This window comes from Streptomonospora alba, from assembly GCF_000826685.1.
Lineage (GTDB): Bacteria > Actinomycetota > Actinomycetes > Streptosporangiales > Streptosporangiaceae > Streptomonospora > Streptomonospora alba.
In genome coordinates, this window is the sequence record NZ_JROO01000017.1 from 23,637 (window position 1) to 41,144 (window position 17,508).

The window sequence follows — 17,508 nt, forward strand, 5'->3', positions numbered from 1 at the left end:
CCGCTCAGGGGGCCAGGACCGCGCCGAGGTCCTCGTAGCGCTGCAGCTCGCAGCCGTCGGCCTTGGTGATCTCGGTGTCGATCGAGGTGTCGCCGACGTGTCCCTCGACACGGGCCACCTGCGGGCCGCCGTAGATGAAGGTGCACGGGCTGCTCTCGGGGACCTCCTCGAACGCCTCGGCGCCGCCGGCCTCGGCGAGGTCGGAGCAGGCGGCCTCGGGCGAGGGATGGTCGCCGCCCGCGGGCTCGCAGGTCAACTGCCACGTCGCGGGTTCGCTGGGTGAAGGGCTGGGAACCGGCGAGGGTTCGGCCTCGCCGCTGGGCCCGGCCCCGGGTTCGGTGGTGATGCGGATGGTGAGCTCGGTTTCCGGGGGCGGGCCGGCGGTTCCGGATGCCGAAGGCGTCGCATCGGCCGGAGGGGACTGCGGCGTGGTCACCTCGGACCCGCCGCAACCTGCCGCGGCCAGTCCCAGGCCGAGGACGATCAGTGCGGTCGGCGCGGTAGCTGCGGTTGGCATGCGCATACCCTGTTCGACGTGGCGGGGCGCCGGGAGGTTCCCTTCGTGGTGCTTGCGTCACGTACTGTCGCCGCGCCGCGGATCGCGCGCTTCCCTTCCCGCTCCCCGCAGAGGTGCCGATGAGGGGAGCCCGCGTCCGCGGAGCCGCACGAGGAGAGTCAGGAGTATCGGTGTTCGGTGAGAGTGTGCCCGTGGTCGATGTCGGATCGGTGCCGCCCGACGGCTACCTGCTCGACGTCCGTGAGGACGACGAATGGGCGGCGGGCCACGCGCCCGAGGCCGTGCACGTCCCTCTGGGGCGCCTGGCCGAGCGGGCCGGCGAGATCCCGAAGGATCGGCAGGTCTACGTCGTCTGCCGGGTCGGCGGGCGCTCGGCCCAGGCGGTACAGGCACTCAACGAGGCCGGCTGGCAGGCGGCCAACGTCGCCGGCGGGATGCAGGCCTGGGCGCTGTCCGGCCGCGAAATGGTCAGTGAGAGCGGGGACCGGCCGCACGTGGCCTGACCTGGGGCCACCGCCTCCGCCGCGGCTGCCGCGGTCGGCGCCGAACGGGCGCGGCGTGCGCGGCGCCCGGTTTTTCGGAGGATGGCTGACCGCCGGGGCGGTCTCGGGTGGCACTATGTCGAGGTGGCCCTCGATCACTTCGCCCCCAGCGCCGACGCCGTCCTGGCGTACGCCGCCGACGCGATCGTGGCTGTGGACACCGACCTGAGGGTCGTGCTCTGGAACCCGGCCGCCGAGCGCATGTTCGGCTGGACCTTCGCCGAGGTGGCCGGTCGCCCGCTGCCGATCGTGCCCGACGAGCTGCTGGCCGAACACCACGCCATCATGGAGCGGGTGCGCGCAGGCGGCCCCCTGTCGATCGTCAGCCGCCGACTGCGCCGCGACGGCACCGTGGTCGACGTCCGCATCGACACCAGCTCCCTGTGGGACGAGCAGGCCAACCTCACCGGTTGGATCGGCGTTTTCCACACCTACGAGGAGATCGGCGCCGTCCAGAGCCACATGACCGAGCGGGCGCGCCTGGTGCGCCGGCTCACCGACGTCGTGGCCGACATCAACGCCGACCTCGACCTCGACGCGGTGCTGGACCGCATCGCCCACAGCCTGACCGAGCTGACGGGCGCCGATGCCGGCGGGTTCGCGCTGATCGAGGACGACCAGCTGCGGCTGGTGAGCCTGACCCAGCTCTCCGACCACCTGCGCGGCTACCAGGCGCCGCTGGAGTCCAGCCTGTTCGGGGAGCTGCTGCGTAGCGGCAAGACGGTGCTGCTGGCCACCGACGACACCCGCAGCCTGGACGACCTCATCTGGGCGGACCTCGAGGGGCTGCACACCATCGCGCTGGGTGTCTCCAACGTGCAGGGGCGCCCTTACGGCGCGCTGTACGCGCTCTACAGCAGGCGCAAGGTCGGGCACGTCGAACTGGAACTGCTGGAGCTGCTGGCCGCCCACGCCGGCGTCGCGCTCGGCAACGCCATGGCCTATCGGGAGATCGTGCGGCAGCGCGCCCACGAACACGCCGTCGTCGACTCCAGCGCCGACGGCATCGCGGTCTTGGGGGCCAACGGGCTGGTGCGCAAGTGGAACCGCTCGGCCGCGGAGCTGACGGGCTACGCCATGGCCGACGCGGTGGGCCGGCACCCGCCGTTCCCGCTGCCGGGGTCCCAGGGCGAGAACATCCGCCACCGCCTGGACAACGGCCGCTGGCTGGAGATCCTCATCACCGACATCCCCGAGACCGGCGAGCGCGTGGTGGACTTCCGCGACATCACCGAGGCCAAGGCGCTTGAGGAGGAGAAGGACCTGTTCCTGGCCACGGCCGGGCACGAGCTGCGCACACCCATCACCGTGGTGCAGGGGTTCGCCAGCACCCTGGTGCGGCGCTGGGACCAGCTCGACGACGAGGCCCGCCGCAGCGCCGTCGACACGATCGCCGAGCGTTCGGGGACGCTGGCCCATCTGGTGGAGAACCTGCTGCTGGGCTCCGACGCCCGCGAGGCCGAGCAGAAGACCGGTAGCCACCCCTTCGACGTGGAGCGGCTGCTGCGGGACTGCGCGACGGCTTTCCAACCCTTCTCCGACCGGCACACCCTGGATCTGGACGTGCCCCAGCAGCTGCCCTTCGCGCTGGGCGACCAGGCCGCCACGGACGTGATCATCGGCCAGTTGCTGGAGAACGCGTTCAAGTACTCGCCGGAGGGCGGGCGCATCGTGCTGCGCGCGGCGGCGGAGGACTCCATGGTGGCGGTGTGCGTGGAGGACGAGGGGGTCGGCCTCCAGCCGGGCGACGAGGAGCGGATCTTCGGGCGGTTCGTCCAGGGCGAGGCGGGCGACCGCCGAAGGTTCGGCGGGATCGGGCTGGGTCTCTACATCGCTCGCAGACTGGCTCGCGCCCAAGGGGGCGAGGTCACCGCGCACGCGTTGGAGAACCGTGGTACGCGAATGAGATTCACATTACATTCGGCGCCCGCCGTGGGCACCGGCAAACCCGACATCCCGGACCAGTAGCCGGATCCCGCGGCTTGAGGCCGTCGACCGCTCGTCGGCCCGTGAGCGCCGCCTGTCGGACGAGCGCCGGGGACGTGTTTCCGATGTGGGCGAACGGGGCATTTCGGCCCTGGCAGAGTCGCACTGCCGGGACTTTGCCGCGAACCGACCAAGTGAATACGGACTGATCGAGGTCGGGGCGTGGGCAGCAGGCTCGTGCTCCCGCCGGTTGCTGAGCGACACCGGGTGCGTCCCTTCGACGCGCCGAGGAACGGGAGAAGGACGTGTCACGAGTTGTACTGCTGCCGCACGCGGCGTCGAGTGTGACGAGCGCGCGTCGGGGGCTGTGCTCTGATCTGCGTGCTTGCGGTGTCGCCCCCGGAACGGTCGACGACGCCGCCATCGTCCTGAGTGAGCTGCTGAGCAACGCCCTGCGCCACGCCGCCCCGCTGCCCGACCCCTTTCCGTCCGAATGCGTCCAGGTGAGCTGGGAGATCGGCGGCGCCGCGGCAGTCGGGGACCGGGAAGGATGGCTGGAGGTCGCGGTGTGCGACGGCGGGGCCCAGACCCTGCCGCGACTGGCCCGCCCCTCGGCGTCGGCCCTCGGCGGGCGCGGGCTGGGCATCGTCGAGAACCTCGCGGCCAAGTGGGGCACCGAGGTCGACGACCGCGTGACGACCGTGTGGGCGGTGCTGGAGGCTGCGATCGCGTCCGGGCGCAGCGCCGCACCGGAGGCCCGCGAGCGCACACCCGGTATCCGCGACGGCCAAGGCGGTACGCGCGTTCCGGCGACGCCCCGCCAGCAGACCGCCAGGGCCTGAGCGGTCCCGGGCGGTCGCGCCCGCCTGCACCGCTGTCGGCATCCGCGTCCGCTGCGAGACTTTCCGCGGAACGCGTCCGATGTCCCGAAACGCGGCCGCCGATGTGGCCCGTACTCCCCGTGGGCGCTACAGTCGCGACCGTGGAGTTGAAGATCTCGAGTCGGTCTCAAGGCGATTGCGCGGTTGTCGCCGTGCGCGGTGAGATCGACCTCTATACGGCACCGCAGCTGCAGAGCGGGCTCGTCAATGCGCTGGAGGACGGTGCGCGGCGCCTCGTGGTCGACATGTCGCGGGTGGAGTTCTGCGACTCGACCGGGATGAGCGTCCTGCTGTCGGTCATGAAGCGCGCACGCGCCAAGGAGGGCGACCTCGAACTGGTCGCGCCCAAGCCCGCCGTTCGCAAGATCCTGGAGGTCACCGGGCTCGACGCCGTCTTCACCGTCGAGGACTCCACCGACGTGCTGCCCGAGGCGGCCGAATCGAGCGCGACGCCCTGACCCGCCCCGCCCGAGACGGGTCTGTCCGGGCCTCGGCGCAGGCCCCGCCGCTCCCAGGGGCGTAGACCCCGCTCGCAGGCGCGCGGCCGCAGTCGAGCGCCCGGCGCACGGCCGGGTACCTACCGGGACCTCCCGACATCCACCGGATCCGACGAGGGGCGGCGGGCCGCCCGATGCGCCGCGGCTCCGACCGCAGCAGGGGACGGCCGGGGAGATCGGCGCGCGTGCCCACGGTCTTCGCGCGTCACGGCATCGCGTTCTCCTCGCTCCTCGCGCTCCGCCCGCGGCAGTGCGGAGCGGGCGCCTGTGCTGACCGGTCCCCTGCGGCGGGCGCCGGCGACACGGTCACCCGCGTCGCCGGTCGCGGCTGCGTCCGCCGACCGGCGGTGATCGGGAACGCAAAACGCGCAGAGTACCGTTTTCATTACTGTAGGTAGCGGCTACTCTCGCAGTGTGGTGACTACCTTGATTACCTATCTTGTCGTTTTCGCGGCGCTGGCGGGGCTGGGCGGCCTCGGCCTGGGCGCTTGGGCACTGATACGCGTCCGCACCGCTGTGAGCGACTGCCGCGCAGTGGTCCACCGGTTGCAGCACGACGGCAGCGGAGTGGACACGCGGGCGGTACGCGACGTCGCGGTGGTGCGCTACGACGCCCTGGAAGAGATGTCGGGGGCGCGTTCCTTCTCACTGGCCCTGCTCAACGCAGCGGGCGACGGTGTCGTCGTGACCTCGATCAACGGCCGCACCGAGACCCGCACCTACGCCAAGACCATCGAGCACGGCCGCGCCGAGGAGGCGCTCTCCCCCGAGGAGTACCGCGCCCTGCGTGCCGCCCGACTCGGCCGGGGCCCGGGCGAAGCGGAGGGCAAGGAGACCGCCGGCGCAGGTGCGCGCGGCGGCGAACGCGCCCCGGGGCGCAGGCGCAAGCGGACCGACGCGGGGGCCGGAGGCGCGACGGCGATGGATGCGCCCCCCGGCCCCCGTACCGAGGGCGAGCCGGCGCCGGGCGCCTCCGCGGCCGATACCGGTGCGGACGGCTCGTCCGTCCGCACGCTGGGAACCGCACCGAGCGGCGCACCGACGAGTGGATCCCCGAGCGCCTCCGAGTGACGCGCGCCGCACAAGCGCTCGCGCGGCGGTCTGATCCTCGGCGGTCCGACAGCGCCCGCCGTTCGGGCGGTCCCGGGCGCCTGCGCGACGACGCCGCAGCTCGCGCACGGCCAGCGCAGGTCGCGCGGGTATAACCTGAAAAACATGCGCTACGCCTATCTCGGCCCCGAGGGGACCTTCACCGAGGCCGCTCTGCGGGCACTCAAGCCCGATGCGCCGGATGCGGCCCGAGTCCCTTATCCGGGCGTGGACTCCGTGTTCGCCGCGGTCCGCCGCGGCGACGTCGACGGCGGGACGGTGCCGCTGGAGAACTCCGTCGAGGGCGGTGTCACCGCCACCATCGCCGAGCTGATCAACGGCGACCCGCTGCTGATCGCAGCCGAGGCCGCGCTGCCCGTGGAGTTCACCCTCTTCGCGCGCGAAGCGTCGGCGATCGCCGACGTCAAGCGCGTGGCCACCCACCCGCACGCGCTGGCCCAGTGCCGCGGGTGGCTCGCGCACCACCTGCCCGACGCCGAGGTGTTCACCGTCTCCTCCACGGCCGCCGCGGCCCAGAGCGTCGCCGAACCCGGCAGTCCCTACGACGCCGCCATCTGCGCGCGTATCGCCGGCGAGCGCTACGGGCTGCGTGCGCTGGCTCAGGGCGTCGGCGACCGCGACGACGCCGCGACACGCTTCGTCCACCTGGTGCGGCCGCAACCGCTGCCCGAGCCGACGGGCGCGGACCGCACGTCGCTGGTGGCCTTCATCTCCGATGACCACCCGGGTGCGCTGGTCGAGCTGCTCAATCAGTTCGCGGTCCGGGGGGTGAACCTCACCCGGCTGGAGTCCCGGCCCACCGGCGACGGCCTGGGCCGGTACTGCTTCTGCCTGGACGCCGACGGCCACGTCGCCGAGCCGGCCGTCGGAGAGGCGCTGATGGGACTGCGGCGGCTGTGCAAGGACGTCCGGTTCCTCGGCAGCTTCCCGCGGGCGGAGGCCGACACCGAACTGACACCGTTCATGCCCACGCGCGGCACCACCAGTGCCGACTTCTACGAGGCCCAGGAGTGGCTGGCGCGCATCCGTGCCGGCGAGGTCGTCTGAGCGGCTCCGCCTCGGCCGCAGCGGCCGTATCCGCCGCTCACCCCGCCGGCTGGGCGATCTCCAACGGCCGCTCCCGGTCCAGTGTGCTCGCCAGCTGGTTGCGCAGCGCCTTCTCCAGTGCGGCGTCCTCCGGACAGAGATTGGGCAGCTGGTTCAGGGCTGCCAGTACCTCCGCCGCCGTCATCGCACCGAGCGCCTTCATCGCCCACGGCTGTGCCATGGTTCCGCTCCTTCCGCTACCGCCGCGCCCCCTCCAGCGCGCCCGTACCCGGTACACGGTGGCGGGCCCCGGTTATGACGCGCTTTCGCGCCGCCGGTTCGCCGCGCAGCGGCGGCGCCGCGAGGGTCCGTGGAACGGCGCAGCGTGTCACGCGGAGGTGACGGGGTGGCGATGACGCGTTGGGCGGCGCCCTCCTCCAGCACCGGTAGCCTGCAGATGTGATCGACCTTCGCGCTGTCAGAGAGACCCCCGACCGCCTGCGCGCCTCGCAGCGGGTCCGCGGTGAGGACGAAACCGTCGTCGACCGCCTGCTGGACCTCGACTCCCGGCGTCGTACCGCGCTCACGCGCTTCGAGGAGCTGCGCGCCGAGCAGAAGAGTGCGGGCAAGGCGATCTCCTCTGCCGCGCCCGAGGAGCGGGATTCGCTGCTGGCCGGGGCCAAGGAGCTGGCCACCCGCGTCAAGCAGGCCGAGGCCGAGGCCGAGGAGCTCGGCACGGAGGTCGACCGGCTGCTTCGCGAGATCCCCAACCTCGTGGACGAGGACACCCCCGAGGGCGGGGTCGACGACTTCCGGGTGCTGGAGGAGGTCGGCACCCCTGCCGATTTCGACTTCACACCGCGCGACCACCTGGAGCTGGGTGAGCTGCTCGGTGCCATCGACACCGATCGGGGCGCCAAGGTCTCGGGGGCACGGTTCTACTTCCTCACCGGTGCGGGCGCGCTGCTGGAGCTGGGACTGCTGAACATGGCCATGCAGCAGGCGGTGGCCAACGGCTTCACTCCGACGATCCCGCCGGTGCTGGTACGGCCGGAGACCATGGAGGGCACCGGTTTCCTCGGTGCGCACGCCGACGAGGTCTACCGCTTGGAGGCCGACGACCTCTACCTGGTGGGGACCTCCGAAGTGCCGCTGGCCGGGTTCCACGCCGACGAGATCCTCTCCGCCGACGAGCTGCCCAACCGCTACGTCGGCTGGTCGTCGTGCTTCCGCCGCGAGGCCGGCTCCTACGGCAAGGACACCCGCGGCATCATCCGGGTGCACCAGTTCAACAAGGTCGAGATGTTCGTCTACACCCATCCCGACAACGCCCGCCAGGAGCACGAGCGGCTGCTGGCCTGGGAGCGGGAGATGCTCGACAAGCTGGAACTCCCCTACCGCGTCGTCGACATCGCAGGCGGCGACCTGGGCACCAGCGCCGCCCGCAAGTTCGACTGCGAGGCGTGGATGCCCACCCAGGGCCGTTACCGGGAACTGACCTCGACCTCCAACTGCACCGACTTCCAGGCCCGGCGGCTGAACACCCGCTTCCGCGACGACGCCGGCAAGCCGCGCCACGCCGCCACACTGAACGGCACGCTGGCGACGACCCGCTGGATCGTGGCGATCCTGGAGAACCACCAGCGGGCCGACGGCTCGGTCGTGGTGCCCGAGGCGCTGCGCCCCTTCGTCGGCCGCGACGTACTCGAACCGGTCAAGGGCCGGTAGCCCACCGGTCGCGAAGGGGGCGTCCCCGGCGGGCGCCGGCGCTTCGAGCAGCCGAGCGCGGGGCACTCCGGCCGGGGCGGCGGGCGTCGTCCACCGGTCGGCCCCGGCGACGGGGCCGACCGGGCGGACGCTTCTCGCCGCGTCGAGTCAGAGGTAGGGGCCGGAGCGGGAGCCGCCCTGCTCGTCGTCGGGGGCCATGCCTGCGGGCAGCGCTTTGCGCATGTTCTCCAACTGCGCCCTAGCCGCCATCTGCTGGGCGAACAGGGTGGTCTGGATGCCGTGGAACAGGCCCTCCAGCCAGCCGACGAGTTGGGCCTGGGCGATGCGCAGTTCGGCGTCGCTGGGGGTGTTGCCCTCGGCGAAGGGCAGCGTGAGGCGCTCCAGCTCCTCGATCAGCTCCGGAGCGAGCCCGTCCTCCAGTTCCTTGATGGAGCTGGTGTGGATCTCGCGCAGCCGCACCCGGCTGGCCTCGTCCAGCGGGGCGGCCTTCACCTCCTCCAGCAGCTGACGGATCATGCTGCCGATCCGCATGACCTTGGCCGGCTGCTCGACCATCTCGCTCAACGGGCGCTGTCCGGCCTCCTCGCCGCCACCCTCGCCGGATCCGGGCTGGGAGGCTGCGGCGTCGGAGCCCATGACCAGTACGTGCGGCTGCTTCTCCTCGTCGAATCGTTCGCTCATCAATCCCTCACCTGGCAGGTATCCGGTCGTCAGCGGGTGAGCACGATCTTGCCGACGTGCGCACTCGACTCCATGATGCTGTGTGCTTCGGCGGCGCGTTGCAGGGGCAGTGTCTGGTCCACGATAGGCCGGACGGTGCCCTCGGACACGAGAGGCCAGACGTGCTCGGCCACGCCCGCCACGATGGCCGCCTTCTCGTCGGTCGGGCGCGCGCGCAGTGTGGTGGCGTGCACCGACAGCCGCTTGACCAGCATGCGGCCCAGGTCGAGCTCGGCGGAGCGCCCGCCCATCAGCCCGATGACGGTCAGGCGGCCGCCGACGTTGAGCGAGCGCACGTTGTCGGCCAGGTACGACCCGCCCATGATGTCGAGGATGACGTCGGCGCCGGCGCCGCCGGTCTCCTCCTTCACCCGTTCGGGGAAGTTCTCCTCGCGGTAGTTGATCCCGACGTCGGCACCGAGCTCGCGGCACTTCTCGAGTTTCTCGGCGCTGCCGGCGGTGGTGAGGACGCGGGCGCCGCGCGCGTGCGCCAACTGGATGGCGAAGGTGCCGATGCCGCTGCCGCCGCCGTGGACCAGCAGGGTCTCGTCGGCGAGCAGTCCGCCGACCATGAACACGTTGGACCACACCGTGCAGGCCACCTCGGGCAGAGCGGCCGCCGACACCAGGTCGACGCCCTCCGGGATCGGCAGCAGCTGGCCCACGGGCACGCCGACCCGCTCGGCGTAGCCGCCGCCGGTGAGCAGAGCGCAGACCGGGTCGCCCACCGACCAGCCCGAGTGCTCGGTTCCGGGGCCGAGCGCGGCGATGTGCCCGGAGCACTCCAGGCCCGGATACTCCGGGGCGCCGGGCGGCGGGGGATAGTTGCCTAGGCGCTGCATGACGTCGGCGCGGTTGGCGGCGGTGGCGGCGACGTCGACGAGAACCTCGCCGTCGCCGGGGGTGGGGTCGGGGACCTCGGTCCAGGCCAGGACGTCGGCCGGGCCGGGTTCGGTGATGAGGATCGCATGCATGCCGCAACGCTACCCAGGCGGAGGCCGGCCGCGCGCGCCGCCTCGGTCGGTTGTGGACGGGCATGCCAGGGCCGGGTGCGGGGTGTCCGCTTTTGGCTGCGGTTCGTATCTTTGTGGGCGGAGGAGACAATGAGTCGTGAGTCCGGGTCTGGTCTGCCCGAATCCCCAGGCGCGGCCAGGCGGCAGCGATCGGACATCGCGCACCCGAGCAAGCGTCTTGAGGAGAACCGCGTTGGCAGACCGAGAGCACGACGGTTCCGAGCATGCCGGTACGCGTGCCTGGGACAGGCGGCACGACCAGGACCCCGGGCCGGGTGAGGCGCCGTCCGACCGCGGGCCGGACCCCTCGCCGGCCGACCAGTGGTTCGGCGACGCGTCCCCACCCCCTCCCCCCTACGCCATCGACGACGGCGCCGTCCCTCCTCCGCCCTATGCCGTAGGCGGCACGGAGAGCGCGTTCGAGGGCGACCGGCAGGGTCTGCAGTCGGCGCAGCGTCCCGGCGGGGCCGCACCCGCCGAAGGGATGCCCCCGGCCGGGCAGCGACCGGGGGAGCCTTACGACCCCTACGCCCCCTCCGGTGCCGACGCGTCGGCGGGTCCGCAGCCCGGTGCGCGGCAGCAGGCGCCCGGTACCCCCGATCCGCAACCGCAGCAGCAGGCCCCCGGCCGTCCGCCGCACGAGGGCTTCCCCTCGGGCCCGTACCCCGCCTCGGCGGCGGGTGCGCCCGGCGGGCATCCCGCGGCTCCCGGCCGACAGCCGCAGGCGGATCATCCCTCGGGTCCCTATCCCGCGCCGGGACCGGGTCCGCAGTCGGCGCAGCGTCCCGGTGGAACCGCACCCGCGGAGGGGATGCCCCCGGCCGGGCAGCGGCCGGAACCCGACGACTCCTTCGGCCGTTACGACTACTCCGGCTCCGGCGCGTCGCCGGCTCCGTACCCCGATCCGGGACCGGGGCCGCACGGCGGCCCGCGGCCTCCGGCGCCCGGGCAGCCGGCACAGGGGCCGCACCAGGCGCCGCCACCCCCGCCGGGCGGCGCTGTCCCCGGCGCCGCCAACGGCCGGCCGGCGCCCGCCGAGCCCTCGCACGGCCACGGGTGGGCGCCGCCTGCCGCGCCCGGTCCGGCGCAGTCCCCGCAGGGTCCCGAGGCCGCCGGCCGCGGACAGAGCGGTGCTCCCGGGCCCGGAGGCGGAGGCCCGGCAGGCGGGGAACCGGAGCGGGCCGAGCGCGCCGCCCCGGGTGCGCCTGCGTCTGGAGAACCGGGTGGAGGTCCCGCCGACCCGCCGGGACGGCAGCCGTCCGCACCGCCGTGGAACACCGGTGCGTCCAGCGGCTTCTCCCAGTGGGCGCCGCCCGAGCGCGCGCCGAGCCCGGGCGCCGGGGCCCGCCCCGACACCGGCCCGTTCCCCAACGGTGCCGCGCCGCGCCCGGGAGAGGCCACCGAAGTCATACCGCCGTACCGCGACGGGGACGAGCCGCCGTCCGGCCCACAGGATCCCCGGACGCACGCCGACTCCGCTGCGCCCCCGGAGGCACCGGCCGCGGGTGCCGGATCCGCAGCAGAGGGCCCGGCACAGGACGTCCCCGCCCCCGAGCAGCTTCCGCCGCTGCCGCCGAACGCCGCCGCACCCGGCCAGGCGCCCGGGGGGCCGATGCCGCCCGCGCCCCAGGCGTGGGCGCCGCAGCACCCCGGCGGTCCCGGCGCCGAGTCCGGCGGCGGGCCCGCGCCGCAGCCGCCGCACGGGGAGTGGCGAGCGGAATCGGCGCCGTCGGGGCCCCAGGGATGGAACGCGCCCCCGCCTCCGGCACCCGGAGGGCCGCAGCAGCCCGGTCCCGGGCGGCAGCAGGGAGGCCTGCCCCACCCCGGCAATCCCTACGACCAGCCCCACGGTCGGCTCTACGACCCCTACCGGCAGCCCGGACCGGGTCCGGCCGGCGCCCCGGCTCCGCCGCCCGGTGCGTCCGGCCCTCAGCAGCACGGCCGGCCCGGGCCGGCCGGCGGTCAGCAGTCCGGCCCGCAGTCGGGGTTCCAGTACTCCGCCCACTTCGCCGAGGGCGTGCAGCCCGCCCAGCAGTACCCCGGCCAGAGCGGCCACCCCGAGACCGCCGAGGACCTGCGCGCGGAGAACCTGGTCGGCGACAAGCGGCCCGGCCCGACCAAGGGCTGGCGCAAGGCGCTGCACTCGGCCACGTTCGGCCTGATCGACGTGGGGGAGTCGGCGGCCGAGCAGCGCCGCCGTGAGCTGACCGAGCGTGCGCGCACCCACGTCGGCGGCGGCCACCACCGGGTGGCGGTACTCAGCCTCAAGGGCGGCGTGGGCAAGACCACCACGACGGTGGCGCTCGGATCGATGCTCGCCTCGCTGCGCGGCGACAGGGTGCTGGCCGTCGACGCCAACCCCGACCGCGGAACGCTGTCGGACAAGGTGCGGCTGGAGACCGCGGCCACGATCCGCGACCTGCTCAACGAGAAGGGGTCGATCTCCCGCTACGCCGACATCCGCGGATTCACGTCCCAGGCCAACAGCAGGCTGGAGATCCTCGCCTCCGACCGCGACCCCGCTGTCTCGGAGGCCTTCAGCGAGGAGGACTACCGCGAGGTCTCCTGGCTGTTGGAGCACTACTACTCCATCTGCCTGACCGACTGCGGTACCGGGCTGCTGCACTCGGCCATGCGCGGAGTGCTCGGGTTGGCCGACCAGATCGTGCTGGTCAGCTCGGCGTCGGTCGACGGGGCGCGCAGCGCGAGCGCGACCCTGGACTGGCTGGAGGCCCACCAGTACGGCTCGCTGGTGCGCGGCGCCGTCGTGGTGCTGTCGATGGTGCGCAGCGGCAAGAGCAGTGTGGACCTGGAACGGCTGGAGCAGCACTTCGCGAGCCGGTGCCGCTCGGTCATGCAGGTGCCGTGGGACGCCCACTTGGAGGAGGGCGCCGAGGTCGACCTGGAGCGTCTGGCACCCGGCACCCGCGACGCCTACCTGCAGTTGGCCGCGACCGTGGGCGAGTCCTTCGCCTGGCCGCGGTGATGCCGGGTGCGGGGCGGCGCCGCCCCGCACACCGCAGTTGGCCGCGACCGTGGGCGAGTCCTTCGCCTGGCCGCGGTGATGCCGGGTGCGGGGCGGCGCCGCCCCGCACACCGCAGCGGTCAGGGCGTGCGGGCGACTCCGCGCAGCGCGAAGAACCGCGGGCGGCGTGCCGGCGCGTGAAGGCCGGGCGCCGCTCGGGAGCGGACACGGTCTTCAGGGGCGGCCGAGTGGGGACCGGCCGCGGACGCGCGAAGCCCTTCCCCGGTCCGCGGACCGGGGAAGGGCTTCACCGATGCGGAGGGTGTGGGATTCGAACCCACGAGATCCCGCTAAGGATCTTGTGCTTTTCAAGAGCACTGCACTCGGCCACTATGCGAACCCTCCAGCAGGGCGGCCACGCAGGCCGCCCACAGCATAGCGCAGACACCGCCACGCGTCCGGGGCTCCGTACCTCGGGCGGGGAAGCCGCCGGGCGGTCCGCCCGCCGGTCCCCGGGCTACACCCACTCGCCGCTCCGGCCCGCTTCCGGAAGGACGTCGGTCAGGGTGGAAACGCATGCGCGGATCGGTGGAGTCTCGGCGCCGGACCTCCAGACAGCGGTGATCTCGCGACGCAGCGGCGACTCCAGCGGGAGGAACCGGACGCCGGTGGGAGCCGGCCGCTGCGCCATGTCGGGGATGAGAGCGGCGGCGAGGCCCGCCCCCACCAGAGCCAGCTGGGTCGGTATCTCCACGATCCGGTAGCGGACGTCGGGCTCCGTCCCGAGCCCGCGCACGGCCTGCACGAGCGCCTCATGCTGTTCGGTCCCCTGCGCGCAGCTCGCCCACGGGGCGTCCGCCAGTTCGGCCAGGCCGACGCGTTCCCGCCCGGCCAAGGGGTGGTCGACCGACACCGCGGCGCGCACCTCCTCATCGACCAGGGGCCGCACCGAAAGTCCCGGCGGGAGGAAGAGGGGCCGGTTGTTCCAGCTCTCTGCCAGCAGCAGGTCCAGTTCGCCGTGGAGCAGGGGCGGCATCATGTCGACGACCTCGCCGTCACGTACCGATGGCACCAGTCGCGGGTGCTCGCGAGCGAGTCCGGCCAGTGCCTCCGGTAGCAGAGCACGCACCGCGCTGCCGACAGCGCCGATCCGCAGCGGGCCGAGCGTCTCCTCGCCCAGCCCTGCGAGGTCGTCCTCCGCTGCGGCGGCCTGCGCCACAACCCGTGCCGCGTGCTCGGCGAGGACCCTCCCGGCGTGGGTCAGGCGGACGCCTCGGCCGTAGGGCTCCAGCAGCGAACGACCGGTCTCGCGCTCCAGTTTGCCCAGGTGCTGTGAGACGCCGGAGGGGGTGATGTGCAGGGCCCGCGCGGCGTTGGCGACCGACCCGTGGAAGGCGACCGCGTGTAGCACGCGCAGGCGCTCAAGATTCAACACGTTAGCTACGCTACCGGGTTCCGCGAAGAAAAGATCGCTTTTGCTTCGCAGTCGGCCACGGCAGTGTTGGTGCCATGGACAAGCTGCACGGTTCCACCGCGTCCCCGGCACCGGACCGGGCCTCCGAGTCCGCCTCCATCCCGGGTTCGGACCCCGGCGGCGCCGCAAAGGCGGCCGGTCCGCTCGCGCGCCTGGACCCGGCGGTGTCCGCGGTGGCGGGGGCGATGTGCAACTCGGCGTCCGCGTCCTTCGCGAAGCTCTCCGAGGCCAACCCCGGCACGGCGGCGTTCCTGCGCTGCGCGCTCGCGCTGGTCGTCCTGCTGCCCCTGGCCGCGGTCGAGCGCCGAGTGCGGGGACCGCAGTCGCTCCGCTTCGTGGTCACGAACGCGGCGGCCGGGGTGCTGCTGGGCGTGGACTACGTGTTCTGGGTGCGCAGCATCGACGAGGTGGGCGCCTCAATCGCCACGGTGCTGATCAACGTCCAGGTGGTGGTGTTCCCGCTGTTGGCGTGGGCCTTCAGCGGTGTCCGCCCCATGCCCCGGTTCGCGGCGGCGGCACCGGTCATGCTGGGCGGTGTGGCTTTGGCGAGTGGGGCGGTCGGAGGCGGCGCGCCGGACGGCTCGCCGACCTCGGGCGCGCTCTTCGGTGTCGCCGCGGGAACGGCCTATGCGGGGTACCTGTTCCTGACGCGCATGGCGGGCGGGGGCGGTCACAGCGCTTCACCCGTATTCGTCTCGACGCTCAGTGCCGCGGCAGCGGCGGCGGTGCTGGGCGGCCTGTGGACCGGGATCGACCTGGCCCTGCCGCTCACCTCCTGGGGATGGCTGGCCGCGCTCGCGCTGTTCGGTCAGGTGCTGTCGTGGATGCTGGTGGGCGCCGCACTGCCCCGGCTCGCTCCGGCGACCGGCGCCGCCCTCCTGGTGGTCCAGCCGGTGCTGGGCGTCGCGACGGCCACCGCCTTCCTCGGCGAACGGCCGACCGCCGTCCAGCTCTGCGGGTGTGCGCTGGTGCTGCTCATGGTTTGGGCGCTCGCGGGTCGACGAACCGCTCCCGCGGCCGGGTGAGCGGCCGGCACCGCCGTCCCGGCGACGTCACCGCCCGCAGGCGGTGCGCGGATTCACTCCTCGGGGGACAGCCGGGTGGCGTCCAGGTAGCACCAGGCCCAGTTCTCGCCGGGTTCGGCGGAGGTGACCAGGGGGTGCTCGGCGTCGGTCGCGTGTGCCGAAGCGTGGCGGTTCGGCGAGGAGTCGCAGCAGCCGACGTGTCCGCAGCTCAGGCAGATCCGCAGGTGCACCCAGTCGCGCTCGCCCGTGCGCAGGCAGTCGGTGCAGCCCGCGGTGCTGGGCAGGACCGGCTGGATCTGGGCGGTGTGCGGGCACGGCGACTGCGGGTCGGCGGAGAAGTCGACCGGCGTGTTCGGGTCGGGGCGGTCGCCGGGTGCCGGTGCGGACAGGCCCAGCGCGTCCAGCAGGGTCTCGGACAGGGCGGCGGAGACGGTGCGCGTGGTGTCGAGGATGCGGTCGGCGCCGGACGGGGTGAGCAGTTCGGTCTCCGGCGCGTCGACGGGGCGCACCACGATGGGCGCGCCGGGTGCGAGCTGTCGGATCACCGCGGCGATGCGGGCGCTCTCCTCGCTGGTGTTCTCCGGGATGACGACAGCGCGGGCCGAGGACAGCCCCGCCTCCTGAAGGACGTTGTGCCGCATCGGGTCGCCGCGCACCACGGTGTGGCCCTCGGCCTCGGCGGCCGCCGCGAGGTCGGGGCCGAGCGTGGTCACATGGACGGGGATGCCGCGGGCGCGCACCGACGCGGCGAGCTCGGCGGCCACCGGCCCCCACCCCGAGATCAGCACGGGCCCGCCGGGCGGCGGTCCGCTTCCGTCGGCGGCACTCGCCGCGGGCGCGGCCCGGCGCGCGCGGCGGCGGGAACCGGCCCAGCGGCCCAGCCGGTCGCCGAGCGCGGCCAGCGCAGGTGTAAGGGTCATCAGCAGCACCGTGACCGCGATGAGCACCTGCTCTCCGTCCTCGCCCAGGCCTGCCGGTTCGAGCCCGGCCTGGGCGCCGGCGCGCTGCAGGACGAAGGAGAACTCGCCGATCTGAGCGAGCAGCAGGCCGCCCGCGACCGCGGTCGGGGTCCCCACTCCCAGCACCGCCAGGGCCGTCGTGGCGGTGACGGCCTTGAGCACGACGACCGCGAGGGCCAGCAGCAGCACCAGCCACCACAGGTCCAGCAGTGTCCGCAGGTCCAGCAGCATGCCGATGGAGACGAAGAACGTGGCGCTGAAGAGGATCTGCAGGGGCAGCACCTCGCCGAGGGCGTGCGCGCTGTGCCTCGATTCGCTGACGACCAGCCCGGCCAGGAACGCGCCCAGCGCCACGCTGACCCCCGCCAGCGAGGTCAGGTAGGCCGTGCCCATTCCGATGGCGACCACGGTCAGCAGGAAGACCTCGGGAGAGCAGGCCCGCGCCACGCGCTCCAACAGCGGGGGCATGACCTTGCGGGCGACGAGCAGCACCACCACGAGCACGGCCGCCGCGGTGCCCAAGGCCCGCGCGATATCCAGCGGCCCTTCGCCGGAGCCGCCCAGCAGCGGGATGAGCAGCACCATCAGCACCACGGCCAGGTCCTGGAAGATCAGCGTGGCGACGGAGGTCTGGCCCACCGGCGACGTGGTACGCCCGGCCGCGGCCAGCACCTTGAGCACGATGGCGGTGGAGGACAGCGCGACAAGGAACCCGGTGAACACGGAGGTCTGCCAGCCGGCGCCGAACGCGAGGACCAGCGCGGCGGTCACCCCGGCCGTGAGCAGCACCTGCAGGCCGCCGCCCACGATCACGTAGTTCCTGATCGCGGCCAGGCGGTCCAGCGAGAACTCGATGCCGATGGTGAACAGCAGCAGGATGACGCCGATGTCGGCGGCGGCCTCGACGGTCTCGGTGGTGGCGACCAACCCGAGCTGGTGGGGGCCGATCACCACACCGGCCAGCAGGAACCCGACGATGGGAACGACGCGCACCCGCACGCTGAGGTAGCCGATCACCGCGGCCGAACACAGCAGCAGTACCACGGGCGGCAGGTAGGCCGGAGTCTCCTCGGCCGCCAAGAGCATGTCGGTCCCCCTTGTGCGCTGCTCGCAAGCCCGGTCGGG

The 17,508-nt window shown here is 73.4% G+C and carries 15 protein-coding genes and 1 tRNA gene; 9 read left to right on the forward strand and 7 right to left on the reverse strand.

The window, feature by feature from the left end:
* Positions 1–4 precede the first annotated feature (4 nt).
* A complete protein-coding gene (locus LP52_RS09825; protein ID WP_238580818.1) occupies positions 5–517 on the reverse strand; it encodes an SSI family serine proteinase inhibitor in 513 nt (170 codons plus the stop codon).
* A 170-nt stretch (positions 518–687) separates the two neighbouring features.
* Here LP52_RS09825 and LP52_RS09830 point away from each other — a divergent pair, with 170 nt between their 5' ends.
* The 6 genes from LP52_RS09830 to pheA all read left to right on the forward strand — a co-directional run bounded on the left by LP52_RS09830 (position 688) and on the right by pheA (position 6,520).
* The gene (locus tag LP52_RS09830) at positions 688–1,020 is read left to right on the forward strand and encodes a rhodanese-like domain-containing protein (RefSeq protein ID WP_040272657.1); all 333 of its coding nucleotides are present in this window, start codon (positions 688–690) and stop codon (positions 1,018–1,020) included.
* Positions 1,021–1,143: 123 nt separating this feature from the next.
* Positions 1,144–3,027: a PAS domain S-box protein gene (locus tag LP52_RS09835; protein WP_052809683.1), complete on the forward strand. Its 1,884-nt coding sequence runs from the start codon at positions 1,144–1,146 to the stop codon at positions 3,025–3,027.
* A gap of 263 nt (positions 3,028–3,290) precedes the next feature.
* Positions 3,291–3,827 (forward strand): ATP-binding protein, encoded by a 537-nt coding sequence (locus LP52_RS09840; RefSeq protein WP_157036293.1) that lies wholly within the window; start codon positions 3,291–3,293, stop codon positions 3,825–3,827.
* 140 nt (positions 3,828–3,967) lie between these two features.
* Positions 3,968–4,324 carry an STAS domain-containing protein gene (locus tag LP52_RS09845; protein ID WP_193789974.1) on the forward strand — a complete coding sequence of 119 codons (357 nt, stop codon included), beginning with the start codon at positions 3,968–3,970 and terminating at the stop codon, positions 4,322–4,324.
* Between the two features lie 456 nt (positions 4,325–4,780).
* Complete coding sequence (locus tag LP52_RS26415) at positions 4,781–5,434, forward strand: DUF4446 family protein (RefSeq protein WP_238580819.1); 654 nt, start codon at positions 4,781–4,783, stop codon at positions 5,432–5,434.
* Positions 5,435–5,578: 144 nt separating this feature from the next.
* A complete protein-coding gene (pheA, locus tag LP52_RS09855; RefSeq protein ID WP_394298195.1) occupies positions 5,579–6,520 on the forward strand; it encodes a prephenate dehydratase in 942 nt (313 codons plus the stop codon).
* 37 nt (positions 6,521–6,557) lie between these two features.
* Here the strand turns inward: pheA and LP52_RS09860 are convergent, their stop codons facing one another.
* The gene (locus LP52_RS09860) at positions 6,558–6,740 is read right to left on the reverse strand and encodes a hypothetical protein (RefSeq protein WP_040272662.1); all 183 of its coding nucleotides are present in this window, start codon (positions 6,738–6,740) and stop codon (positions 6,558–6,560) included.
* A gap of 218 nt (positions 6,741–6,958) precedes the next feature.
* Between LP52_RS09860 and serS the strand changes: the two genes are divergently transcribed.
* Complete coding sequence (gene serS / locus LP52_RS09865; protein WP_040272663.1) at positions 6,959–8,227, forward strand: serine--tRNA ligase; 1,269 nt, start codon at positions 6,959–6,961, stop codon at positions 8,225–8,227.
* Positions 8,228–8,374: 147 nt separating this feature from the next.
* On the opposite strand, the gene LP52_RS09870 is transcribed toward serS, so the two are convergent.
* Together LP52_RS09870 and LP52_RS09875 are read right to left on the reverse strand one after the other, a co-directional pair.
* Positions 8,375–8,908 (reverse strand): bacterial proteasome activator family protein, encoded by a 534-nt coding sequence (locus LP52_RS09870; RefSeq protein ID WP_040272665.1) that lies wholly within the window; start codon positions 8,906–8,908, stop codon positions 8,375–8,377.
* 29 nt (positions 8,909–8,937) lie between these two features.
* Positions 8,938–9,921 carry an NAD(P)H-quinone oxidoreductase gene (locus LP52_RS09875; RefSeq protein ID WP_040272667.1) on the reverse strand — a complete coding sequence of 328 codons (984 nt, stop codon included), beginning with the start codon at positions 9,919–9,921 and terminating at the stop codon, positions 8,938–8,940.
* Between the two features lie 1,651 nt (positions 9,922–11,572).
* Here LP52_RS09875 and LP52_RS27680 point away from each other — a divergent pair.
* Entirely contained in the window at positions 11,573–12,946 is a 1,374-nt protein-coding gene (locus tag LP52_RS27680; protein ID WP_394298196.1) for a MinD/ParA family ATP-binding protein, read from the forward strand.
* Between the two features lie 295 nt (positions 12,947–13,241).
* Here LP52_RS27680 and LP52_RS09885 read toward each other — a convergent pair.
* Positions 13,242–13,330, reverse strand: a tRNA-Ser gene (locus tag LP52_RS09885).
* Positions 13,331–13,442: 112 nt separating this feature from the next.
* Complete coding sequence (locus LP52_RS09890) at positions 13,443–14,360, reverse strand: LysR family transcriptional regulator (RefSeq protein ID WP_040272668.1); 918 nt, start codon at positions 14,358–14,360, stop codon at positions 13,443–13,445.
* Between the two features lie 74 nt (positions 14,361–14,434).
* On the opposite strand from LP52_RS09890, the gene LP52_RS09895 reads away from it, so the two are divergent.
* A complete protein-coding gene (locus LP52_RS09895; RefSeq protein ID WP_084723074.1) occupies positions 14,435–15,424 on the forward strand; it encodes a DMT family transporter in 990 nt (329 codons plus the stop codon).
* A gap of 53 nt (positions 15,425–15,477) precedes the next feature.
* Here the strand turns inward: LP52_RS09895 and LP52_RS09900 are convergent, their stop codons facing one another.
* Entirely contained in the window at positions 15,478–17,469 is a 1,992-nt protein-coding gene (locus LP52_RS09900; RefSeq protein ID WP_040272670.1) for a cation:proton antiporter, read from the reverse strand.
* Positions 17,470–17,508: the final 39 nt, after the last annotated feature.

Excerpts from the sequence above, each read along its gene's own strand:
- LP52_RS09825 (WP_238580818.1), bottom strand. The coding sequence starts at position 517 with ATGCCAACCGCAGCTACCGCGCCGACCGCACTGATCGTCCTCGGCCTG.
- pheA (WP_394298195.1), top strand. The coding sequence starts at position 5,579 with ATGCGCTACGCCTATCTCGGCCCCGAGGGGACCTTCACCGAGGCCGCT.
- LP52_RS09860 (WP_040272662.1), bottom strand. The coding sequence starts at position 6,740 with ATGGCACAGCCGTGGGCGATGAAGGCGCTCGGTGCGATGACGGCGGCG.
- LP52_RS09870 (WP_040272665.1), bottom strand. The coding sequence starts at position 8,908 with ATGAGCGAACGATTCGACGAGGAGAAGCAGCCGCACGTACTGGTCATG.
- LP52_RS09875 (WP_040272667.1), bottom strand. The coding sequence starts at position 9,921 with ATGCATGCGATCCTCATCACCGAACCCGGCCCGGCCGACGTCCTGGCC.
- LP52_RS27680 (WP_394298196.1), top strand. The coding sequence starts at position 11,573 with ATGCCGCCCGCGCCCCAGGCGTGGGCGCCGCAGCACCCCGGCGGTCCC.
- LP52_RS09895 (WP_084723074.1), top strand. The coding sequence starts at position 14,435 with ATGGACAAGCTGCACGGTTCCACCGCGTCCCCGGCACCGGACCGGGCC.
- LP52_RS09900 (WP_040272670.1), bottom strand. The coding sequence starts at position 17,469 with ATGCTCTTGGCGGCCGAGGAGACTCCGGCCTACCTGCCGCCCGTGGTA.